This is a genomic window from Acidovorax sp. (genome assembly GCF_021287135.1).
In the GTDB taxonomy this organism is placed as follows: Bacteria; Pseudomonadota; Gammaproteobacteria; order Burkholderiales; family Burkholderiaceae_C; genus Acidovorax.
The window spans coordinates 1-20,200 of the sequence record NZ_JAJTBB010000064.1 but is presented as its reverse complement, the minus strand read 5'-3'; the positions used below and the strand labels follow the sequence as shown (position 1 = coordinate 20,200).

Here is a 20,200-nt window from a genome sequence, read left to right as displayed (position 1 = left end):
GACGCCAGCGCGGCGGGGCGGCCCTTGCGCGGCGTCCCCTGGCCTGGATCGCGCCAGATCGAAGGTCGGCGCGCCGCTTTGAATCCGAAATACCACGATGAAACCCCGGAGACCGCCCCATGAAACTCTCCCTCGGCCCCCTGCTGTACTACTGGCCCCGCGAAACGACCTTTGCCTTCTACGAGGCCATGGCCGCCACGCCCATCGACGTGGTCTACCTGGGCGAGACCGTGTGCTCGCGTCGGCATGAGCTGCGCCTGCCCGACTGGCTGGCCCTGGCGGGCATGCTGCACGACGCGGGCAAGGAGGTGGTGCTCTCCACGCAGGTGCTGATCGAGTCTGGCACCGAGGTGGCGGCGCTGCACAAGATCGCCGCGCAGGCGGAGTTCGCGGTGGAGGCCAACGACATGGGCGCGGTGCACTGCCTCACCCGCCGTCCCGGTGGCCCCAGCGGCTTTGTGGCCGGCCCGCACCTGAACCTGTACAACGCCGACGCGCTGCGCTGGATGGCCGGCCTGGGCGCGCGCCGCTGGGTGATGCCGCTGGAGATGTCGCGGCAGGCGCTGGCCGCGGTGCTGGCCGAGCGGCCCGAGGGCCTGGAGACGGAGGTCTTCGTCTACGGCCGCATGCCGCTGGCGCACTCGGCGCGGTGCTTTACCGCCCGCCACCGCAACCTGCCCAAGGACGACTGCCAGTTCAGCTGCCTGCAGCACCCCGACGGTCTGCCGCTGCGCACCCGCGAGGCCGAGGGCTTTCTGGTGCTCAACGGCACGCAGACGCAGTCGGCCCGCGTGTACAGCCTGGCCGGCGAAGTGGCCGCGCTGCGCGCCCTGGGCGTGGATGTGCTGCGGCTGAGCCCCCAGAGCCAGCACATGGAAGACGTGATCGCCGTGTTCGACGAGCTGCGCCGCCCCGGCGCGCAGCCGTCCGACGGCGCCACCGCGGCGCAGCGCCTGCAGCCGTGCCTGCCCGACCAGCCCTGCGACGGCTACTGGTTCGGCCGCCCCGGCCTGGAGCAGGCCGGCGCACTTGCGGCGCAGCCGCGCTGACACGCCGCAGGCCCCACGCCGCCACGCCGCACCGATGTACGCTGGAGAACGCTTCAACAGCATCAGCCACCTGGTGGGTGCGCTGCTGGCCGCGGCCGGCACGGCCGTGCTCGTCACGCTGGCGGCGCGCCTGGGCGATCCCTGGAAGGTGGTGTCCTTCAGCATCTACGGCGCCATGCTGGTGGCGCTGTACGCGGCCTCCACGGCCTACCACAGCGTGCGCCGCCGCACCGCCAAGGCGGTGCTGCAAAAGCTGGACCACTGCAGCATCTACCTGCTGATCGCGGGCAGCTACACGCCGTTCGCGCTGGTGTCCCTGCGCGGGCCGTGGGGCTGGTCGCTGCTGGGCACGGTGTGGGGGCTGGCGGTGCTGGGCATCGTGCAGGAGGTCTGCTGGGCGCGCGGCGCGCGCTCTCTCTCGCTGGTGCTGTACGTGCTGATGGGCTGGCTGGCGCTGGTGGCCGTGGTGCCGCTGTGGCAGGCGCTCACGCCAGGCGGCTTCGGCGGCCTGCTGGCGGGCGGGGCCTGCTACACGCTGGGCATTGTTTTCTACGCGCTGGACCACCGCGTGCGCCACGGCCACGGGCTGTGGCACCTGTTTGTCCTGGGTGGCGGCGTCTGCCACTTTTTCACCGTGCTTTTCTACGTTGCGCTGCCATGAACCTGCCTTCCCACTCCACGCGGCCCGATCCCCTGCGCATCCCCGCGCCGGTGGGCGCCGTGCTGTCGCGCCTGCCCGCCTATCCCGGCTCCGTGCTGCTGGTCACGGCATTGAACCTTGCACTGGCCCACCATCTGCCCGACGACGTGGGGCAGCTGCTGCAGCACAAGAAGATGCGCGTGCACGTGCGCGACGCGCGGGTGGGGTTCGACTTCGCCTGGACGGGCCGGCGCTTTGCGCCCCACGCGCCCCTGGCGGCACCGGCAACGGCCGATGTGACGCTCAGCGCCACGGCGCACGACTTTCTGCTGCTCGCGCAGCGGCGCCAGGACCCGGACACGCTGTTCTTCAGCCGGCGCCTGTCGATGGAAGGCGACACGGAACTGGGCCTGGTGGTGAAGAACGCGCTCGACGCCATCGAGCTGCCCGTGCTGGACCCGCGGGAATGGGCCCGCACCCTGTCGCCCCGCGCCGTGCGGGCGCGACTCTTCGGGGGCCGCCCATGACGGCCCCCGACCCGGACCTTCCGCTGGTGTATTCCTGCTCCGGCTGCTCCAGCGCCGCGCAGCTGGCCAACCACGTGGCCCTGCAGCTGGACCGGCGCGGCGTGGCCGAGATGTCGTGCATCGCCGGCGTGGGCGGCGACGTGCCGCACCTCATGAAAACCGTGCGCTCGGGCCGGCCCATCATTGCTCTGGACGGCTGCCCGCTGGTGTGCGTCAAAAGCACGCTGGCGCGCCACGGCATCGCGGCCGACCGGCACTACCAGCTGCAGCAGTACGGCGTGAAAAAGCGCACGCACGAGGACTTCGACCCCGTGCAGGCCGCGCTGGTACTGGAGCAAGTGGAGGCGGACCAGGCGGCCCAGCCCCTGCAGCGCCCGGCCGTGGCGGAGGCTTCGCATGGCTGACGCCCCCACCGCCGTGCGCCGCGTCATCGTGGCCATCTCGGGCGCCAGCGGCGCGGTGTACGGCGCGCGGCTGCTGCAGGTGCTGCAGGGCCTGCCCGGCATCGAAACGCACCTGGTCGTCTCCAGCGCCGGCTGGCGCAACCTGCGCCACGAGCTGGACATGGACCGCCCCGCCGTGGAGGCGTTGGCCCACCACGTGCACGACGTGGACAACGTGGGCGCGGCCATTGCCAGCGGCTCCTTCCGCTGCCACGCCATGGTGGTGGCGCCGTGCTCCATGCGCACGCTGGCCGCCATTGCGCACGGCCTGGCCGACAACCTGCTCACCCGCGCGGCCGACGTGGCCCTCAAAGAACGCCGCCGCCTGGTGCTGATGGTGCGCGAGTCGCCCCTGCACCTCACGCACCTGCGCAACATGGTGGCCGTGACCGAAATGGGCGCCATCGTCTGCCCGCCGCTGCCGGCGTTCTACCTGCGGCCCACCACGCTGGGCGAGGTGGTGGATTTCAGCGTGGCGCGGGCGCTGGACCTGATCGACGTGGAGCACCAGCTCGCGCCCCGCTGGCAGGGGCTGGCGCCGGATGCTCCTTGATTCATAGCTGCCAGCGCTTGTCCAGCAAGCGCTGCAGGCCGATTTCATTCAAAACCTCATTCCCATGGCCTACCGCGACCTGCGCGACTTCATCGCCCAGCTGGAAGCCGCCGGCGAGCTGCGCCGCGTGCCCGACAGCGTCTCGCCCCACCTGGAGATGACCGCGCTGAGCGACCGCGTGCTGCGCGCCGGCGGCCCCGCGCTGCTGTTCACCCAGCCCACGGGCCACCGCATGCCCGTGCTGACCAACCTGTTTGGCACCCCCGCCCGCGTGGCCCGCGCCATGGGCGTGGCCGACCTCTGCGGCGTGCGCGCCCTGGGCGAGCTGCTGGCCACGCTGAAAGAGCCCCAGGCCCCCAAAGGCTTCAAGGACATGCTGGGCATGGGCCCGCTGCTCAAGACCCTGTGGAACATGGCCCCACACACCGTGGCGCGTGGCGCGCCCTGCCAGCAGGAGGTGTGGGAGGGGCCGGATGTGGACTTGGCCCGCCTGCCCGTGCAGCACTGCTGGCCCGGCGACGTGGCCCCGCTCATCACCTGGGGCCTCACCATCACCCGCGGCCCGCGCAAGGCCCGGCAGAACCTGGGCATCTACCGCCAGCAGGTGCTCTCGCGCAACCAGGTCATCGTGCGCTGGCTGGCCCACCGCGGCGGCGCGCTGGACTTTGCCGACCACTGCGCCGCCCGCCCCGGCCAGCCCTACCCCGTGGCCGTGGCACTCGGGGCCGACCCCGCCACGCTGCTCGGCGCCGTCACGCCCGTGCCCGACGCCTTGAGCGAATACCAGTTCGCCGGCCTGCTGCGCGGCGCCCGCACCGAAGTCACGCCCGCGCTGGGCGTGCCGCTCTCAGTGCCCGCCACCGCCGAGATCGTGCTCGAAGGCCACATCCAGCCCGACGCAAATCACGCGAGCGGCTGGCAGCACGCGCTGGAAGGCCCGTATGGCGACCACACCGGCTACTACAACGAACGCGCCGAGTTCCCCGTGCTCACCGTGGACCGCATCACCCTGCGCCGGGACGCGATCTACCACAGCACCTACACCGGCAAACCGCCCGACGAGCCCGCCGTGCTGGGCCTGGCGATGAACGAGCTGTTCATCCCCCTGCTGCAAAAGCAGTTCCCCGAGATCGTGGACTTCTACCTGCCGCCCGAAGGCTGCAGCTACCGCATGGCCGTGGTCAGCATCCAAAAGGCCTACGCCGGCCACGCGCGCCGCGTGATGATGGGCGTGTGGAGCCACCTGCGCCAGTTCATGTACACGAAGTTCATCGTGGTGGTGGACGACGACGTGGACGTGCGCGACTGGAAAGAAGTGATCTGGGCCATCACCACCCGCATGGACCCGGCCCGCGACACGATGCTGGTGGAGCACACACCGATTGACTACCTGGACTTCGCCTCGCCGGTCAGCGGCCTGGGCAGCAAGATGGGGATGGACGCCACGAACAAGTGGCCGGGGGAGACGCAGCGGGAATGGGGGAGGCCGATGCGGATGGAGGAGGCGGCTACGGCGCGGGCGGAGGCGCTGTTTGCGGGGTTGGGGTTGTGAGGTCCTTTGCCGCAATCCCGGAGGTTTTCGGAGGGGGCAGCCTGATGGCGGGGAAGCGGCCGCATCTTGCCGGTCGCTCGACTTGGTGACGACGCCCGTTCGGCCCATCGCCACCGGCGAGTCGGGACAGACACCAGTCGCCCCCATGGAGCGCCGGTTTAAAGACATAAAACTTTGCGCAAGAAAGCGCACGGTCCGGGGGACAAAGTTCGCAGGCGGGGAGGTATTTCAGCAATTGAAAATCGCGAAGCGTTCACGATGTTTTGACAATCGTTGACATTACCAACAGGAGTTACAAGGAGTAAATGCAGCGATGATCATCATCTCCCTCTTCAGCATTCCTCCTTATGTCCACGCTCTTTCGCAAGCTGCTTGGTTTTTTGCTGCTCATCAGTGGCGGCCTCGCTTATGCCCAACTCAGCATTTTCAATTCCCTTGAAGCTGGCGCCGCCCCTGATTCAGGTTATTGCGCTGCCACACCTTACAAAATGGCCGTTGTTTTGGATGTGCCGCCCGGCAGGATTTATCGGCTGTCAGAAATTACATGGTCGTTAAGCTATGAAGCGATAGATCCGACGGCTGACTTTGAACTCGCGGTTTATACCGATGGCGGGACCGGACCCGGTTCCATCGTGGGGACCTATTGGAAGCAGCAAACCCCTTGGTCCAGCTTCCCATCTGTGAACGATGTCTTCTTGTCAGGTGGCGACGTCGCCTTCACACCGACCAGCCCCGTCACCCTGCAAGCGGGGCAAAGATATTGGGTGGTAGGCGGATTCACAGACCTTGCAACCTGCTCTGGATACGCACGGCAAGCCGGGAATACTAATCCGAGTGGCCCCCTGGTGCTCAATAGCTATTGGCAATATTACGCGGCTTCGGGGACACCCATCTGGCAACCCAGGTCCACTCCGACGAGTGTTAAGGTGGTCGCGCTCGTCGTCAATCTGGCCGACGATGCGTACGCCGTGCCGGTGGGCGTGCCGACGCCTTTGAATGTCACGAGCAATGACGATATTGGCGCCGCCCTCGACACGAATTACCCACTGACGTTATCGAACCCGGCTGCAGGTACGCTGAGTTACTCGGGCAACCAAGTGCTGTTTACGCCCAACGCGGCCAGTTTTACGGCGCCGGTGACTTTTACGTACCAAGCCTGTCATGTAGACGAGGGATGCGGTACAGCCACCGTGACCCTCACGCCTGTGCGGCAGGCCGCGGTACCCACGCTAGGAACGGCAGGATTGCTGTTGACAGGGTTGTTCGTCGGAGCAGGAGGCGTGCTGCGAAGCCGCCGGGGCAGGCGTCTCGCGCCGTAGTGATTCCAGCGCCCGTGAAGCCGATGGGGCTTGCACCTGTTGGCTTCCGGTCTCTCGGAAGCTATTTCATTTCGACAGTGGTTGAGTCCACTGTCGGGCCAGGGTGTCTCCTGGGCCTTGTCGGACCGCAAGGTCAGCAGCGCACGGTGGTTCGCGCCCGCCACGGGCCTTGGCCGAACGAGTCACCCAGACGACAAGCCGCCCCGCCGTTGTTTGCGACCATGCGCCAGCCCCAGCAAAAAGAAGAAGAGGGCCCTGCACCGGCACACAGATGCCGCGATGCAGCACAGCGCACATCCCAGGAGACAACGGCAATGCAGCAGCAGCACGCGCACCAGCACCCGTCCGGCAGCATGATGGACCGGCCCTTGCTGGTCTCGGCCATCCTCGAACATGGCGAGCACCAGTACGGCGACCAGCAGATCGTCTCGCGCAACACAGAAGCTGGCGGCGGCCTGCACCGCTACCGCTTTGCGGACCTGGCCCGGCGTGCCCGGCAACTGGCCAACGCACTGCAGGCGCTGGGCCTGCGGCCCGGCAGCGTGGTGGGGTCGCTGGCCTGGAACAACCACCGGCACCTGGAGGCGTACTACGCCGTGTCGGGCAGCGGCATGGTCATGCACACCTGCAACCCGCGCCTGCACCCCGAGCAGCTGGCCTACATCGTCAACCACGCCGAGGACGAGGTGGTGCTGTTTGACACCACCTTCGCGCCGCTGGTGCGCGCCATTGCACCGGCGTGCCCCCGCGTGCGGCACTGGGTGGCCTTGTGCGATGCAGACGCGCTGGGCGCCCTGGATCTGCAGGGCATGCCAGCGGCCGTCACGGCCTATGAGTCGCTGGTGGCGGGCCAGAGCGACGCCTTTGCCTGGCCCGAGGTGGATGAAAAATCCGGCGCAGCGCTGTGCTACACGTCGGGCACTACCGGCAACCCCAAGGGCGTGCTGTATTCGCACCGGGCGCTGGTGCTCAGCGCCCTGTCGGCCTGCATGCCGGGCGTGCTGAGCATCAGCGCGCGGGAGACGCTGCTGCCCGTGGTGCCCATGTTCCACATCAACGCCTGGTGCCTGCCCTATGCGGCGCTGATCGGCGGCGCCAGGCTGGTGCTGCCCGGCCCGCGGCTGGACGCCGCCAGCCTGTACGAGCTGATGGAGACCGAGCGCGTCACCGTCAGCGCGGGCGTGCCCACGATCTGGATGGGCCTGATCCAGCATGTGGAGCAGCACGGGCTGCGCTTTACCACCATGCGCCGCACGGGCGTGGGCGGCTCGGCCATGCCCAAGGCGCTGATCGCCAAGTTCAGCGACGTGTACGGCGTGGAGGTGCGCCACGGCTGGGGCATGACCGAGACCACGGCCATTGCCACCATGAGCGTGCTGGGCGCGGCCGATGCCGAGCTGCCGCCGGAGGAGCGGCACGCGCTGGTGGCCAAGCAGGGCAAGTCGGTGTTCGGCATCGAGCTCCAACTGGTGGATGAAAACGGCGCCAGCCTGCCGCGCGACGGCGTGGCGCAGGGCGAGCTGATGGTGCGCGGCCAGTGGATCGTGGACCGCTACCACAAGGCCGAGCGCTCGGCACTCGTCGATGGCTGGTTCCCCACGGGCGACATCGCCACCATCAACCCGCAGGGCGTGGTGCAGATCCGCGACCGCACCAAGGACGTGATCAAGTCGGGCGGCGAGTGGATCAGCTCCATCGACCTGGAGAACGCCGCGGTGGCGCACCCGGCCGTGGCCATGGCGGCGGTCATTGGCGTCAAGCACCCCAAGTGGGACGAGCGCCCGCTGCTCTTCATCGTGCGCAAGCCCGGGCAGGAGGTGGACAAGGCGCAGATCCTGGACTTTCTGGCGCAGCGCGTGGCCAAGTGGTGGCTGCCCGACGAGGTGCTGTTTGTCGACGCCCTGCCGCTGGGCGGCACCGGCAAGGTGCAGAAGAACGAGCTGCGGCAGCGCCACGGCGCGGTGTTTGGCGGCGAATGACGCTGCCACGCGCTGCCGGCGTTCGGTTTTGGCGTTCCTTTCTTTCCCAACCAACTACCTACTGACGGAGACAGACATGCATTTGATTTCCAGGAAATGGCCACGTCTTTGGTTAAAGGCCGGCGCCTGCGCGGCCGCGCTGGTGATGTCCGCGCACGCCGGGGCGGCCGAGACGGTGAAGATCGGCTTCATCGACCTGCTCTCCGGCCCGTTTGCGCTCACCGGCCAAAGCTCGCTCAACCAGCTGCGCGAGGTGGTGGCGCAGGTCAACGCGCAGGCGGGGCCCAACGATCCCAAGTTCGAGGTGGTGGACTTCGACAACAAGGGCACGCCGCAGGAGAGCCTGAACGCGCTGAAGGCCGCCACGGACCGGGGCATCCGCTACATCACGCAGGGCGGCGGGTCGGGCGTGGCGCTGGCGCTGGTCGACGGGCTGAACAAGCTCGCCGAGCGCGACCCGGAGCGCGCCACCGTGTACCTGAACTACGCCGCCATGGACCCGCAGCTCACCAACGAGCGCTGCAGCTTCTGGCACTTCCGCTTCTATCCGTCCAGCGAGATGAAGATGGAGGCGCTGACCACCTACCTGCAGGGCCGCAAGGACGTGAAGCGCGTGTACCTGCTCAACCAGGACTACACCCACGGCCGCCAAGTGTCCAAGGCCGCCAAGGAATACCTGGCGCGCAAGCGGCCGGACATCGAGATCGTGGGCGACGACTTCGTGCCCATCGCCCAGACGCGCGACTTTGCCCCCTATGTGGCCAAGATTGCCGCCGCCAAGGCCGACACCGTCATCACCTCCAACTGGGGCAGCGACCTGACGCTGCTGTTCAAGTCTTCGCGCGATTACGGGCTGAACATCAACTACTTCACGCTCAACGCCAACAACCCCGGCACGCCCGCGCAGATCGGGCCCTGGGGCGACGGCAAGATCGGCGTGGTCTGGAACTGGGTGCACAACGCGCCCACGCCCGAGCTGGAAAAGATCTACGTGGACTACAAGAAGAAGACGGGCGACGACTTTGTGTTTGCCGCGCACTGGAACAGTGTGCACATGCTGCGCGAGGCCATGCGCAAGGCCCAGTCCACCGACGCGAAGAAGGTCGCGCTGGCGCTGGAGGGCATGACCTACAAGAGCCCCATGGGCGAGGTGCGCATGCGCAAGACCGACCACCAGCTGGAAGCGCCGCTGTACCTGGGCATCTGGGCCAAGCAGGGCAGCAAGGGCGTGAAGTACGACGCGGAGAAAACCGGCTACGGCTTCCGCTCCGAAGTGGCGTGGGACAACTACATCAGCGCCCAGCCCACGTCCTGCCAGATGAAGCGGCCGTCCTGAGCGCTCATTCGGGTTCGCGTTCAATCATCCAAAACCGTTGAGGTTCGGCCTCAACGGTTTTTGTTTCTTTTTTTGAAGCCTGGGTCAAAGCCCCGGGGCACCTGGCTCGTGAGCCTGCGATTCGCCGTGCCCCTTTCACCCCAGCCAGCCCTTGGGCACCTTGTCAGCCTTGTGTTCCACCGGGTTCGCCGTGAGCTTCTGCGCCGCGTACTGGCGCAGGAACTCCTTCGCCTTGTCCACCCGCGCCGTGAGCCACGCGTCGTAGGCGCCTTCGTTCAGGATGGCGGGCATGCTCTTTTCGCTGCCGGGCGGGCCGTAGCGGTGCAGCAGGGCGTGGTGGTTGGCGTTCACCGTGAGCAGACAGTAGCTGACGATCACCTCGCCGTCGGCGCCCTGCCAGCGCGCCCACAGGCCGGCCACACCCAGGGGCTTTCCGTCCACGCGGGCAATGCGCGTGGGCACGGCCTTGCCGGAGCGCCAGTCGTCTTCAAAGAAGGCCGCCATGGGCACGATGCAGCGCTGGCCGTTCAGCCACGCGTCGCGGAACGCGGTGCCGGTGGAGGCCAGTTCGGCCTTGGCGTGGGCGAGCTTGGGCGCGCGCAGCTTGGCGTCGGAGGCCGACTTGACCCAGTGCGGCACCAGGCCCCACTGCGCGGGCACCAGCACGCGGGCGGGGCGGGCGGCGCTGTCGGCCTCCGGGGCGCTGCCGGGTTCTTCGGCGCCCATCGCTGCCGCACGGGTTGCGTGCACGATGAAGCCACCCGTCTGGCGCGGCCGCAGGTGGCGCTCGCCCGGCGCGGCAGGGCGGTCCGGGGGCTCAGGGGGCTCGACCGCAAAGGCCTCGCGGTAGGTGTCGGCAGGGCGCAGGGTTTCGTAGTGGGTGGCCATGGGGCCGATGGTAGCGGGTGGCGGCCGGCGTTTTGAATGAAATTGGCCTCCCGCGCCCGCTGGATAAGCGCAAGCAGCTATCAAAAGAGTAGTAATTCAAAGCCCGGCGGTTCTGCGGAGGCGCTGGCCTGATGCGCGTCAAGCCCGGTGTCGCCTGCGTTGTGACGGCGGGGCGCACGGTTTTCACAATGCCTGCATGGACTTCGCACCGTCACCCCGCGCGCGTGAACTGCAGGCACGCCTCACGGCCTTCATGGACCGCTACCTGCTGCCCTACAACGCCGCCTGGCATGCGGCCGTGCAGGCCGGGGACTACCCGCCGCCCTTCCTGGAAGACCTCAAGGCGCTGGCCCGCGAAGAGGGGCTGTGGAACCTGTTTCTGCCCACGCTGCGCGAGGACGAGCCGGGCACGCGCCTGTCCAACCTGGACTACGCGCCGCTGGCCGAGGCCATGGGCCGCCTGCCCTGGGCGGCCGAGGTGTTCAACTGCCACGCGCCGGACACCGGCAACATGGAGCTGCTGCACCGCTTTGCCACGCCCGCGCAGCGCACCGGCTGGCTGGTGCCGCTGCTCGACGGCCGCATGCGCTCGGCCTTTGCGATGAGCGAGCCCGACGTGGCCTCGTCCGACCCCACCAACCTGCAGACCACGGTGCGGCGCGAGGGCGATGCGCTGGTGCTGCACGGGCGCAAGTGGTTCATCACCGGCGCGGCGCACCCGCAGTGCAAGCTGCTCGTCGTGCTGTGCCGCAATGCCGATGCCGACCCGGCGGACAGCCACCACGGCCACAGCATGGTGCTGGTGCCGGCCGACGCGCCGGGCGTGCACATCGTGCGCAACATTCCCGTGCTGCACCACCATGCGCCCGAGGGGCACTGCGAGATCCTGCTGCAGGGCGTGCGCGTGCCGGCCCACCACCTGCTGGGCGGCTGGGGCGCGGGCTTTGCGATGGCGCAGGCGCGCCTGGGGCCGGGCCGCGTGCACCACTGCATGCGCACCATCGGCCAGTGCGAGCTGGCGCTGCGTCTGGCCGCCGAGCGGGCGCTGGAACGCACCGCCTTCGGCAAGCCGCTGGCCGAGCAGGCCAATGTGCAGGAGTGGCTGGCGGAGTCGCGCATCGAGATCGATCAGGCACGCCTGCTGGTGCTGCACGCGGCATGGCTGCTGGACCAAGGCGACGCGGCGGACGCCCGCGCCGTGCGTGCCCAGGTGGCCGCCATCAAGCTGGTGGCCGCGCGCCTGCAGCAGCGGGTGGTGGACCGCGCCATGCAGGTTTTTGGCGCCATGGGCCTGTCGCCCGACACGCCGCTGGCCGCGTTCTGGACCTGGGGCCGCGCGCTGCGGCTGATGGACGGGCCGGACGAGGTGCACCTGCGCAGCGTGGCGCGGCAAGAGCTGCGCCAGGCCCGCGAGGGGCTGGGCACGCTGGCGGCTTTCTTCACCACGCCGGAGCAGCTGCGCGCGCCGCCGCGCCTGCACTGACGCCGCGGCCCGTGCCCGTGCCGCGCCTCAGGCGCGGGCGCTGCGGGCCGCACCGGGGCCTTGGCCAGCCCGCGGGCCCGGCGGCGCGGTGACGATGCGGTTGCGCCCGAGCGACTTGGCCGTGTACAGGGCCTGGTCCGCGCGTTCCAGCGTCAGCTCTACCGTGTCGCCCGGCCGGTGCTGGGCCAGCCCGATGGACACCGTCACCCGCAGCGGGCCGGACGGGTGCTGCATTTCCAGCGCAGCCACGGCCAGGCGCACGCGCTCCAGCAGCTCCCGCGCATCCTCGGCACTGGTCTCCGAGAGCAGCAGCACAAACTCCTCGCCGCCCCAGCGGGCCAGCACGTCGGTGTCGCGCACGCAGGCCCGCACCACGCCTGCGAAGGCCTGCAGCGCCCGGTCGCCGGTGGCATGGCCATGGGTGTCGTTGATGTGCTTGAAGTGGTCGATGTCCAGCTCCGCCAGCTGCAGCGGGCGGCCGCTGCGCAGGCTGCGGCGGCGCTCCAGCTCGATCATGTCGTGCATGGCGCGGCGGTTGGGCAGGCCCGTGAGGTCGTCGCGCGTGGCCAGCTCGCGGTTGATGGCCAGGGCCTGGGCCAGCGCCTCACGCTGTTCCCGCAGCCGCCGGCGGATGCGCTGGATGCGCAGGTTCAGCGCAATGCAGCCGCCCAGCACGATGAGCACCATGAGCGCGTAGGCCGCGTCCAGGTAGCCGAACGGGCCTGCGTTGAAGCGCGTGGTGGCGGCCACGGCGCAGGCAAAGGCCAGCAGCGCGTACACGCCGATGCCGATCACCTCGGCCACGTTGAGCCCGAAGGTGCCGAAGAACAGGATCATGGCCAGCACGCTGGGCACCACGCCGCGCGCATCGCCGGCCAGCACGTAGGCGACCGCGCCGCTGGTGATGGTCCACACCATCTGCGGCACCGTGAGGGACGGGTCCTTGAGCCGCGCGGTTTCGCCCGAGCGGATGAAGGCCGTCATCACCGCCAGGCCGCCCACCGAGATCGCGGCCCACCATTGCACGGCGGCGGCGTCCACGGCACTGTCGGCCGCGGCGATCATGAGCATCACGCACGCGCTGCTGACCATCAGCGCCAGCGCCAGCAGCGCCATGGACACCAGCGTGCGCCGGCGCGGGTCGGTGGAAAGAAGCAGGTCCCGGACGCGTTGCCCGCGGGAACGTGTGCGCAAGTGGTTGTCTCCTGCCCGGCTGTCGTGCGCCGGTATCGGGGCGGGCGGGCAGGCTGGAGGGGGGAAAGGGGTGTGGCCGCGCGCGCCCTTTGCTTTCGGGCATTCTAGGCCGGGGGGTAGGCCTTGAACAGCGGCGCCGTCCTACTGGAGAGTGAGCGCCGCCAGGGCCGCCAGCGGCGCGGTTTCGGCGCGCAGCACGCGTGCGCCCAGGGTGACGGGGGCAAAGCCCTGGGCGAGCGCCAGGTCTTCCTCGCCGGCCGAGAGCCCGCCTTCCGGGCCCGAGAGGAACACCACCGGGCCGCCGGAGCCGGCCGCCGCGCGCAGCGGCACCGCGCCGCCGCGCAGCGACAGCAGCAGCCGCTGCCATCCCGCCGCGGCGGCTGCCGCCGCCGGCCCCTGCAGCCAGCCGGCCAGGTCGACTGCGGCGTGCACCACCGGCACGCGGTTGCGCCCGCACTGCTCGCAGGCCGCCACGGCCACGGCCTGCCAGTGGGCGAGCTTCTTGTCCGCGCGTTCGCCCTTGAGCTTGAGCACGCTGCGCTCGGCCACCAGCGGCGTGATGCTGGCCACGCCCAGCTCGGCCGCCTTTTCCACCAGCCAGTCCATGCGCTCGTTGGCGGTGATGCCCGCCAGCAGGTGCACGGCGCGGGGCGCCTCGCGCTCGACGGCATGGTGGGCACCCACCTGCACGCGCACGTCGCTGCGGCCCATGCGCAGCACCGTGGCCTCGAACTCGCCGCCGGGGTCGCCCGGCGCGCTGCCGCCGTGGAACAGCGTGATCGCGTCCCCGGGCTGCAGGCGCAGCACCTGCACGTGCCGGGCCGCGCCGGCGGGCAGGTCCAGCTCGGCGCCGGTGGCCAGGGGAGCGGGGCAGTGGAAGCGGGGCATATGCTATGTATTTTGTAGCTATTTGCGCTTTACTGGCAAGCGCTGGAGGCCGTTTTTATCTAAAACCTGGCACCCAGGACGATCCCGTGCGCCAGGCCCGCCGCCCCAGGTCACATGCGGCCGTAGGCAAAGCCCACCACCGGCTCGGTGCCTTCGATCTGGTCGAGCATCTTCAGCAGCGGGCCGAGTTGGCGGTAGCGGTTGGCGGTGGCCCGGATGTAGGCCAGGAAGCGCGGGGCGTCGGCCAGGTACCTGGGCTTGCCGTCGCGCAGCGTGAGCCGCGCGAAGATGCCCGCGACCTTGAGGTGGCGCTGCAGCCCCATCCATTCCACCGCGCGGTAGAACTCGCCGAAGTCGTCGCCCCAGCCGCTGGCGCTGCGCGCACCCAGCAGGCCGGCCTTGCGGGCCTTTTCCCAGTAACGGACGGTAATGTCGATGACGAACTCTTCTTCCCAGCTGATGAAGGCGTCGCGCAGCAGGCTGGCAATGTCGTAGGTGATGGGGCCGTGCACGGCGTCCTGGAAGTCCAGCACGCCCAGCGGCGCGCCGTCCTGCACCGGCACCATCAGGTTGCGGGTCATGAAGTCGCGGTGGACGAACACGCTGGGCACGGCCAGGTTGTGGGTCACGATGGTGTCGAACGCGCCCTGCAAGGTGGCCTGCTGCCGCTCGTCAAGCGCCACGGCCCGGTGGCGGCCCAGGTACCAGTCGGGGAACAGCGCCAGTTCGCGGCGCAGCAGCGCCTCGTCATACGCCGGCAGCACGCCGGGCCGGGAGGCCTTTTGCCAGTCGAGCAGCACGTCGGTGGCCTGCACGTACCAAGGGTAGGCAGCGGCGGGCTGTGCCGGGTCCAGCCGCTCGATCACCGTCTGGCGCCCCAGGTCGGACAGCAGCATGAACCCGCCGGCCTCGTCCCAGGCCAGGATCTGCGGCACGTTCAGGCCGGCGCCGGCCATCAGCGCCTGCACCTGCACGAAGGGGCGGCAGTTCTCCTTGTCGGGCGGGGCGTCCATCACGACCAGGCTGGCGCCTGTGGCGGTGTCCAGGCGCAGGTAGCGCCGGAAGCTGGCATCGGCCGAGGCCGCCCGCAGCGTGGCCGGCAGCAGCTGCTGCGGCCCCACCAGCGGCGCGAGCCAGGCGTGGAACGCGGCCTCGCGGGCCGGGTCGGCCCAGGCCACGGCGGCGGCGGGGGGCGTGTCCAGGGCCAGATCCGAGGGCGGGCGGGCGGTAGAAGGTGCAGAAGGGTGGCTCATGGATAATCCGATTTTACAAACCCGCTCCCCGGCTCCCTTGGGGTGGACGGGGCCGTTCCTGTTCCTTGTTCCACCCTCTGCCCAGCCACCGTCCCACGTGCCACGCCGCAAGCCATCCCCCGTGAAGACTTCCGCCCCACGGCGCGGGCCTGCCCAGGCCCCGCGCGGGTTGTCGCGCCCTCCCGTGCCCCGCGCCCTGGCCTATGGCGTAGCCCTGGCCTGGTGCGGGCTGCCGTGGTCCGCACTGGCGCAGCCCGGCAGTGCAACGCCCGGCAGCGGCTGGGACGCGCCGCCCGCGCTGCGCAGCTCGCCCCTGCTGCAGGAAAAGATTCCGGACGCCGTGCGCTCTCAGCTGCCGGTGTTCGTCAAAGGCGACCACATCAGCGGCCAGACCGACCTGAACGCGGTGATCGAGGGCCATGCCGAACTGCGCCGCGGCGACACCGTGATCCACGCAGACCGGCTGGACTACGACGTGCCCGAAGACCTGGCCAAGGCCCGGGGCCAGGTGCGCATCAACCGCGCGGGCAATGTGTACGAGGGCACGGCCCTGGAGCTGCGCGTGGACGCGTTCGAGGGCTTCTTCAGCGACGCGCGCTACAAGTTCCTGGCCACCCAGGCCCATGGCGACGCCACCCGCGTGGACTTCATCGACCGCGACCGGGCGGTGGTGCACGACGCCACCTACACCACCTGCCAGCGCGGCGACGAGGCCAGCTGGCAGCCCGACTGGGTGCTGCGCGCCGCCAAGATCCGCATCGACAACGAAGAAGAGGTGGGCACGGCCGAGGACGCCGTGCTGGAGTTCAAGGGCGTGTCGCTGCTGCCCATTCCGTACATCACCTTCCCGCTGTCGGAAAAGCGCAAGTCGGGCTTCCTGCCGCCCACCATCGGCCTGGACAGCCGCGACGGGGTGGCCTACATGCAGCCCTATTACTGGAACATCGCGCCCAACCGCGATGCCACGCTGCGCACCGCCCTCATGACCAAGCGCGGCGCCAGCCTGGGGGGCGAGTTCCGCTACCTGGAGCCCACCTACAGCGGCCAGCTCAGCGCCGACGTGATGCCCGCCGACCGGCTGCGCGACCGCATGCGCTGGAGCTTTTCGGGCCAGCACCAGGGCACCTTCGACACACCGCTGGGCGGGCTGGGGCTGAGCCTGAACCTGAACCGGGTGAGCGACGACAACTACTGGCGCGACTTCGGCCGCGCCTCCGAGCCGCTGCGCCAGCGGCTGCTGCCGGGCGATGCCAACCTGTCCTGGGCGCAGAACGACATGACGTTCCGCATGCGCACGCTCAAGTGGCAGACGCTGCAGGACGCCACATCGCCCATCGTGCCGCCGTACGACCGGCTGCCCCAGCTGCAGTGGCGCTATGCGCCGTCGCAGCTCGGCGGCGGGCTGGACGCCAGCGTGGAGCTGGATGCCACCCGGTTCCAGGCGGCGCGCGAGCTCACGGGCCAGCCCAACGCCAACCGCAGCTACGCCGTGGCGCAGATCAGCCGGCCGTTCCTCTCGCCCGGCGGCTTCATCACGCCGCGCCTGCAGGTGCACGCCACCCAGTACCAGTTCGACGCGGCGCTGTCCAACGGGCAACGCAACGCCAGCCGCGCCCTGCCCACCTTCAGCCTGGACAGCGGGCTGGTGTTCGAGCGCGACGCGGCCTACTTCGGCCGTGCCTTCCTGCAGACGCTGGAGCCGCGCGCGTTCTACACCTACACGCCCTACCGCGACCAGAGCATGCTGCCGGTGTACGACACGGCCGCCAACGACTTCAACTTTGCGACCATCTACACCGAGAACGCCTTTGGCGGCAACGACCGCATTGCGGACAACAACCTGCTCACCCTGGGCGTGACCACGCGGCTGCTGGACCCGGGCACCGGCGCCGAGGCCGCGCGCTTCGGCATCGCCCAGCGGGTGCGCTTCTCCGACCAGAAGGTCACCCTGCCGGGCGGCACGCCGGTGAGCGAGCGGCTGTCGGACCTGCTACTGGGCGCGGGCATCACCTGGACGCCGCAGTGGGGGTTTGACTCCACCGTGCAGTACAACCCCAAGACCGGCCGCTCCATCCGCTCCACCATCGGCGCGCGCTACAGCCCCGGCAACTACCGCACCGTGAGCGCCGCCTACCGCCTGCAGCGCGGCACCAGCGAGCAGATCGACATCGGCTGGCAGTGGCCGCTCAACGACCTGTGGGGCGACAAGGGCCAGGACCTCGGGCCCGGCCGCGGCCAGGGGCCGGGCCGCTGGTACACCGTCGGCCGCCTGAACTACAGCCTGCAAGACCGCAAGCTGGTGGACACCGTGGTGGGCCTGGAATACGACAGCTGCTGCTGGATCGGCCGCGTGGTGCTCGAGCGCCTGCAAAACAGCGTCAGCACCTCCAACACCCGCCTGCTGTTCCAGATCGAATTCGTGGGCTTCTCGCGCCTGAGCCTGGGTTCCAGCCCGCTGGACACCTTCCGCCAGCACGTGCCCCGCTACCAGAACCTGCGCGACCAGGTCACCCCTCCCAGCCGTTTCAGCAACTACGACTAATGCCCAACGCCATGAATCACCGTGTCATCGCAGTCGCCCTCGCCGCCCTGGCGTCCGTCCTGTCGCAGGGCGCGCTGGCCCAGGGGCTGCGCCCCTCCGGCGCGCCATCGGGCAAGGGCCTCTCGGCACGCCCCGGCCCGGCGACGTCCCTCACCCTGCCCCCCGCCGACGCGGTGCCGGCCAGCGCCAGCAACAGCAGCTCGGCGACCCGGCAGGCCGATTTCATCGTGGCCGTGGTCAACTCCGAGCCGGTGACCAACAACGAGGTGCGCGCACGCCTGGCACGCGCCGAGGTGCAGCTGGCGCGGCAGGGCGGCCCCATGCCCACGCGGGACGTGCTGGCCCGCGAGGTGCTGGAGCGGATCATCCTGGAGCGCGTGCAGCTGCAGCAGGCCCGCGAGGCCGGCATCAAGGTGGATGACTTCTCCGTCGGGCAGGCCGAGCAGGGCGTGGCCCGCCAGAACGGCATGACCGTGGACGAGCTGTACCGCCGCCTCGGCCGCGAGGGCATGACCCGCGAGCGCTTCCGCGACGACCTGCGCAACCAGCTGACGCTGCAGCGCCTGCGCGAGCGCGAGGTGGAGGCCCGGGTGAAGGTATCCGACCTGGACATCGACCAGTACCTGCGCGAGCAGCAGCAGGGCGCCGATGCGGCGTCCACCGAGATCAACCTGGGCCATGTGCTGGTGCTGGTGCCCGAGAACGCGAGCCCCGCGCAAGTGGCCGAGCGCCAGGCGCGCGCCCAGCAGGCCGCCGACAAGATCCGCGCCGGCGAAGACTTTGCCGCCGTGGCGCGGGAGTATTCGGACGCCCCCGAAGGCCAGCGCGCCGGCGGGCTGCTGGGCCTGCGGCCCGCGGATCGCTATCCCGAGCTGTTCGTGAACTCCACCCAGGGCCAGCCCATCGGCAGCATCGTGGGGCCGGTGCGGTCGCCCGCAGGGTTTCACGTGCTGAAGGTGGTGGAGCGCGTGACCGCGGGCATGCCCACCACCGTGGTGCAAAACCACGCCCGCCACATCCTGCTGCGCACGGGCCCGCAATTGTCGGAAAGCGCCGCCGCTGCGCGGCTGGCCGACTACCGCCGCCGCGTGCAGACGGGGCAGGCCGACTTTGCCACGCTGGCGCGCGAGCACTCGCAGGACGGCAGCGCCAAGGAAGGCGGCGACCTGGGCTGGGCCAGCCCCGGCCGCTACGTGCCGGAATTTGAGCAGGCGCTGGAAGCCCTCAAGCCGGGCGACGTCAGCGAGCCGATCGTCACCCGCTTTGGCGTGCACCTGATCCAGTTGCTGGAGCGGCGCGAAGCCAAGCTGACGCAGCGCGAGCAGCGCGACATGGTGCGCGATCTGGTGCGCGAGAAAAAGCTGGACGAGGCCTACGCCACCTGGGCCCAGGAGCTGCGCGGGCGCGCGTACGTCGAGTACCGCGAGCCGCCGCAATAACAGGCCGGCGAGACATGCAGCAAACACTGGTAAGCCCGCGTTGAAACACATTCCCCGCAAGCGCTTCGGACAGCACTTTCTGTCCGACCAAGGCATCAGCGACGGCATCGTGCAGGCCATCGCGCCACAGCCAGGCCAGCCCATGGTGGAAATCGGCCCCGGCCTGGCGGCGCTGACGCAGCCCCTGGTAGAGCGCCTGGGCCACCTCACCGTCATCGAGCTGGACCGCGACCTGGCCTTGCGCCTGCGCCTGCATGGGCAGCTGGAGGTGATCGAGTCGGACGTGCTCAAGGTCGACTTCACCGCGCTGGCGCAGGCAATGCGCGAGAAAGCCGCCCAGCCGGCATTGCGCCTGCGCGTCGTGGGCAACCTGCCTTACAACATCTCCACGCCTATCCTCTTCCATTTGCTGAACCATGTGCAGGTGATCGAAGACCAGCACTTCATGCTGCAAAAGGAAGTGATCGACCGCATGGTGGCATCCCCCGCCACGGGCGACTACGGGCGGCTGTCGGTGATGCTGCAGTGGCGCTACGCCATGGAAAACGTGCTGTTCGTGCCGCCCGAGAGCTTCGACCCGCCCCCGCGCGTGGACAGCGCCGTGGTGCGCATGGTGCCGCACGCCGAGCCCGCGCCTTTGTCGGTGCCCTTGCTGGAAGAGCTGGTGCAAGTGGCCTTCAGCCAGCGCCGCAAGCTGCTGCGCCACACCCTGGGCCGCTGGCTGGAGGCACGCCACTTCGCCGGCACCTTCGACACCCAGCGCCGCGCCGAGGAAGTGCCGGTGCAGGAGTACGTCGCTTTGGCGCAGGCCTGCTCTTGAATTGATAGCTGTTTGCGCTTGCTGGATAAGCGCTGGAGCCCGTTTTATCGTTGGTGATGCGCGGAGAATGTCGGGTTACGCGTCGCTAACCCGACCTACGATCCTGCGGTCGCTGCGTCGATATCGCCACCGCGCCCCGCAACTGGCGCGCCCATAGGAGTCTGCGCGGCAGAAGGCATCGAAGCGAAACGCGCGAAAACCGAGGATCGCGTGGTGCTACCGACAAGCCCAGGGTGGCCCCCTGGGCGCAGGAGGTAGCACCGCGCGAGACCGGTTTATCGCGCGTTGCAGCCGA

At 69.5% G+C, this 20,200-nt stretch carries 17 protein-coding genes; 13 read left to right on the top strand and 4 right to left on the bottom strand.

Going from position 1 to position 20,200, the window contains the following annotated elements; translation table 11 throughout:
- Positions 1-119: 119 nt before the first annotated feature.
- The 9 genes from LWW96_RS14635 (at position 120) to LWW96_RS14595 (ending at position 9,398) form a co-directional block, all read left to right on the top strand.
- Positions 120-1,049, top strand: coding sequence for a U32 family peptidase (locus tag LWW96_RS14635; RefSeq protein ID WP_291488232.1), 930 nt, complete (start codon positions 120-122; stop codon positions 1,047-1,049).
- Positions 1,050-1,083: 34 nt separating this feature from the next.
- A complete protein-coding gene (locus LWW96_RS14630) occupies positions 1,084-1,710 on the top strand; it encodes a hemolysin III family protein (RefSeq protein WP_291488230.1) in 627 nt (208 codons plus the stop codon).
- Positions 1,707-2,216, top strand: coding sequence for an SCP2 sterol-binding domain-containing protein (locus LWW96_RS14625; protein WP_291488228.1), 510 nt, complete (start codon positions 1,707-1,709; stop codon positions 2,214-2,216). Before LWW96_RS14630 ends, LWW96_RS14625 begins: the two co-directional genes overlap by 4 nt.
- Positions 2,213-2,620 (top strand): putative zinc-binding protein, encoded by a 408-nt coding sequence (locus LWW96_RS14620; RefSeq protein WP_291488226.1) that lies wholly within the window; start codon positions 2,213-2,215, stop codon positions 2,618-2,620. Before LWW96_RS14625 ends, LWW96_RS14620 begins: the two co-directional genes overlap by 4 nt.
- Positions 2,613-3,212 (top strand): UbiX family flavin prenyltransferase, encoded by a 600-nt coding sequence (locus LWW96_RS14615; RefSeq protein WP_291488224.1) that lies wholly within the window; start codon positions 2,613-2,615, stop codon positions 3,210-3,212. Before LWW96_RS14620 ends, LWW96_RS14615 begins: the two co-directional genes overlap by 8 nt.
- 64 nt (positions 3,213-3,276) lie before the next feature.
- The gene (gene ubiD, locus LWW96_RS14610) at positions 3,277-4,764 is read left to right on the top strand and encodes a 4-hydroxy-3-polyprenylbenzoate decarboxylase (RefSeq protein WP_291488222.1); all 1,488 of its coding nucleotides are present in this window, start codon (positions 3,277-3,279) and stop codon (positions 4,762-4,764) included.
- 347 nt (positions 4,765-5,111) lie between these two features.
- Entirely contained in the window at positions 5,112-6,083 is a 972-nt protein-coding gene (locus tag LWW96_RS14605) for a choice-of-anchor R domain-containing protein (RefSeq protein WP_291488220.1), read from the top strand.
- Positions 6,084-6,397: 314 nt separating this feature from the next.
- Positions 6,398-8,062 carry a long-chain-fatty-acid--CoA ligase gene (locus LWW96_RS14600; protein WP_291488218.1) on the top strand — a complete coding sequence of 555 codons (1,665 nt, stop codon included), beginning with the start codon at positions 6,398-6,400 and terminating at the stop codon, positions 8,060-8,062.
- A 145-nt stretch (positions 8,063-8,207) separates the two neighbouring features.
- Positions 8,208-9,398 carry a branched-chain amino acid ABC transporter substrate-binding protein gene (locus LWW96_RS14595; protein WP_291488216.1) on the top strand — a complete coding sequence of 397 codons (1,191 nt, stop codon included), beginning with the start codon at positions 8,208-8,210 and terminating at the stop codon, positions 9,396-9,398.
- A 135-nt stretch (positions 9,399-9,533) separates the two neighbouring features.
- On the opposite strand, the gene LWW96_RS14590 is transcribed toward LWW96_RS14595, so the two are convergent.
- Positions 9,534-10,286, bottom strand: coding sequence for an SOS response-associated peptidase family protein (locus tag LWW96_RS14590; RefSeq protein WP_291488214.1), 753 nt, complete (start codon positions 10,284-10,286; stop codon positions 9,534-9,536).
- Between the two features lie 196 nt (positions 10,287-10,482).
- On the opposite strand from LWW96_RS14590, the gene LWW96_RS14585 reads away from it, so the two are divergent.
- Positions 10,483-11,769 carry an acyl-CoA dehydrogenase family protein gene (locus LWW96_RS14585; protein ID WP_291488212.1) on the top strand — a complete coding sequence of 429 codons (1,287 nt, stop codon included), beginning with the start codon at positions 10,483-10,485 and terminating at the stop codon, positions 11,767-11,769.
- 27 nt (positions 11,770-11,796) lie between these two features.
- Here LWW96_RS14585 and LWW96_RS14580 read toward each other — a convergent pair whose 3' ends face one another.
- The 3 genes from LWW96_RS14580 to LWW96_RS14570 form a co-directional block, all read right to left on the bottom strand.
- Entirely contained in the window at positions 11,797-12,963 is a 1,167-nt protein-coding gene (locus LWW96_RS14580) for a GGDEF domain-containing protein (RefSeq protein ID WP_291488210.1), read from the bottom strand.
- A gap of 141 nt (positions 12,964-13,104) precedes the next feature.
- The gene (locus tag LWW96_RS14575) at positions 13,105-13,851 is read right to left on the bottom strand and encodes a 16S rRNA (uracil(1498)-N(3))-methyltransferase (protein WP_291488208.1); all 747 of its coding nucleotides are present in this window, start codon (positions 13,849-13,851) and stop codon (positions 13,105-13,107) included.
- 110 nt (positions 13,852-13,961) lie between these two features.
- On the bottom strand, positions 13,962-15,104 hold the full coding sequence (locus tag LWW96_RS14570) for a phosphotransferase (RefSeq protein ID WP_291488206.1): 1,143 nt from the start codon (positions 15,102-15,104) through the stop codon (positions 13,962-13,964).
- Between the two features lie 169 nt (positions 15,105-15,273).
- Here LWW96_RS14570 and LWW96_RS14565 point away from each other — a divergent pair, with 169 nt between their 5' ends.
- Genes LWW96_RS14565 through rsmA form a run of 3 tightly spaced genes read left to right on the top strand, consistent with a single transcriptional unit; the run spans position 15,274 to position 19,905 of the window.
- Positions 15,274-17,646 carry an LPS-assembly protein LptD gene (locus tag LWW96_RS14565; protein ID WP_291488337.1) on the top strand — a complete coding sequence of 791 codons (2,373 nt, stop codon included), beginning with the start codon at positions 15,274-15,276 and terminating at the stop codon, positions 17,644-17,646.
- An 11-nt stretch (positions 17,647-17,657) separates the two neighbouring features.
- Positions 17,658-19,085, top strand: a complete 1,428-nt coding sequence (locus LWW96_RS14560) for a peptidylprolyl isomerase (RefSeq protein ID WP_291488204.1) — start codon at positions 17,658-17,660, stop codon at positions 19,083-19,085.
- Between the two features lie 40 nt (positions 19,086-19,125).
- Complete coding sequence (rsmA, locus tag LWW96_RS14555) at positions 19,126-19,905, top strand: 16S rRNA (adenine(1518)-N(6)/adenine(1519)-N(6))-dimethyltransferase RsmA (protein ID WP_291488202.1); 780 nt, start codon at positions 19,126-19,128, stop codon at positions 19,903-19,905.
- Positions 19,906-20,200 lie beyond the last annotated feature (295 nt).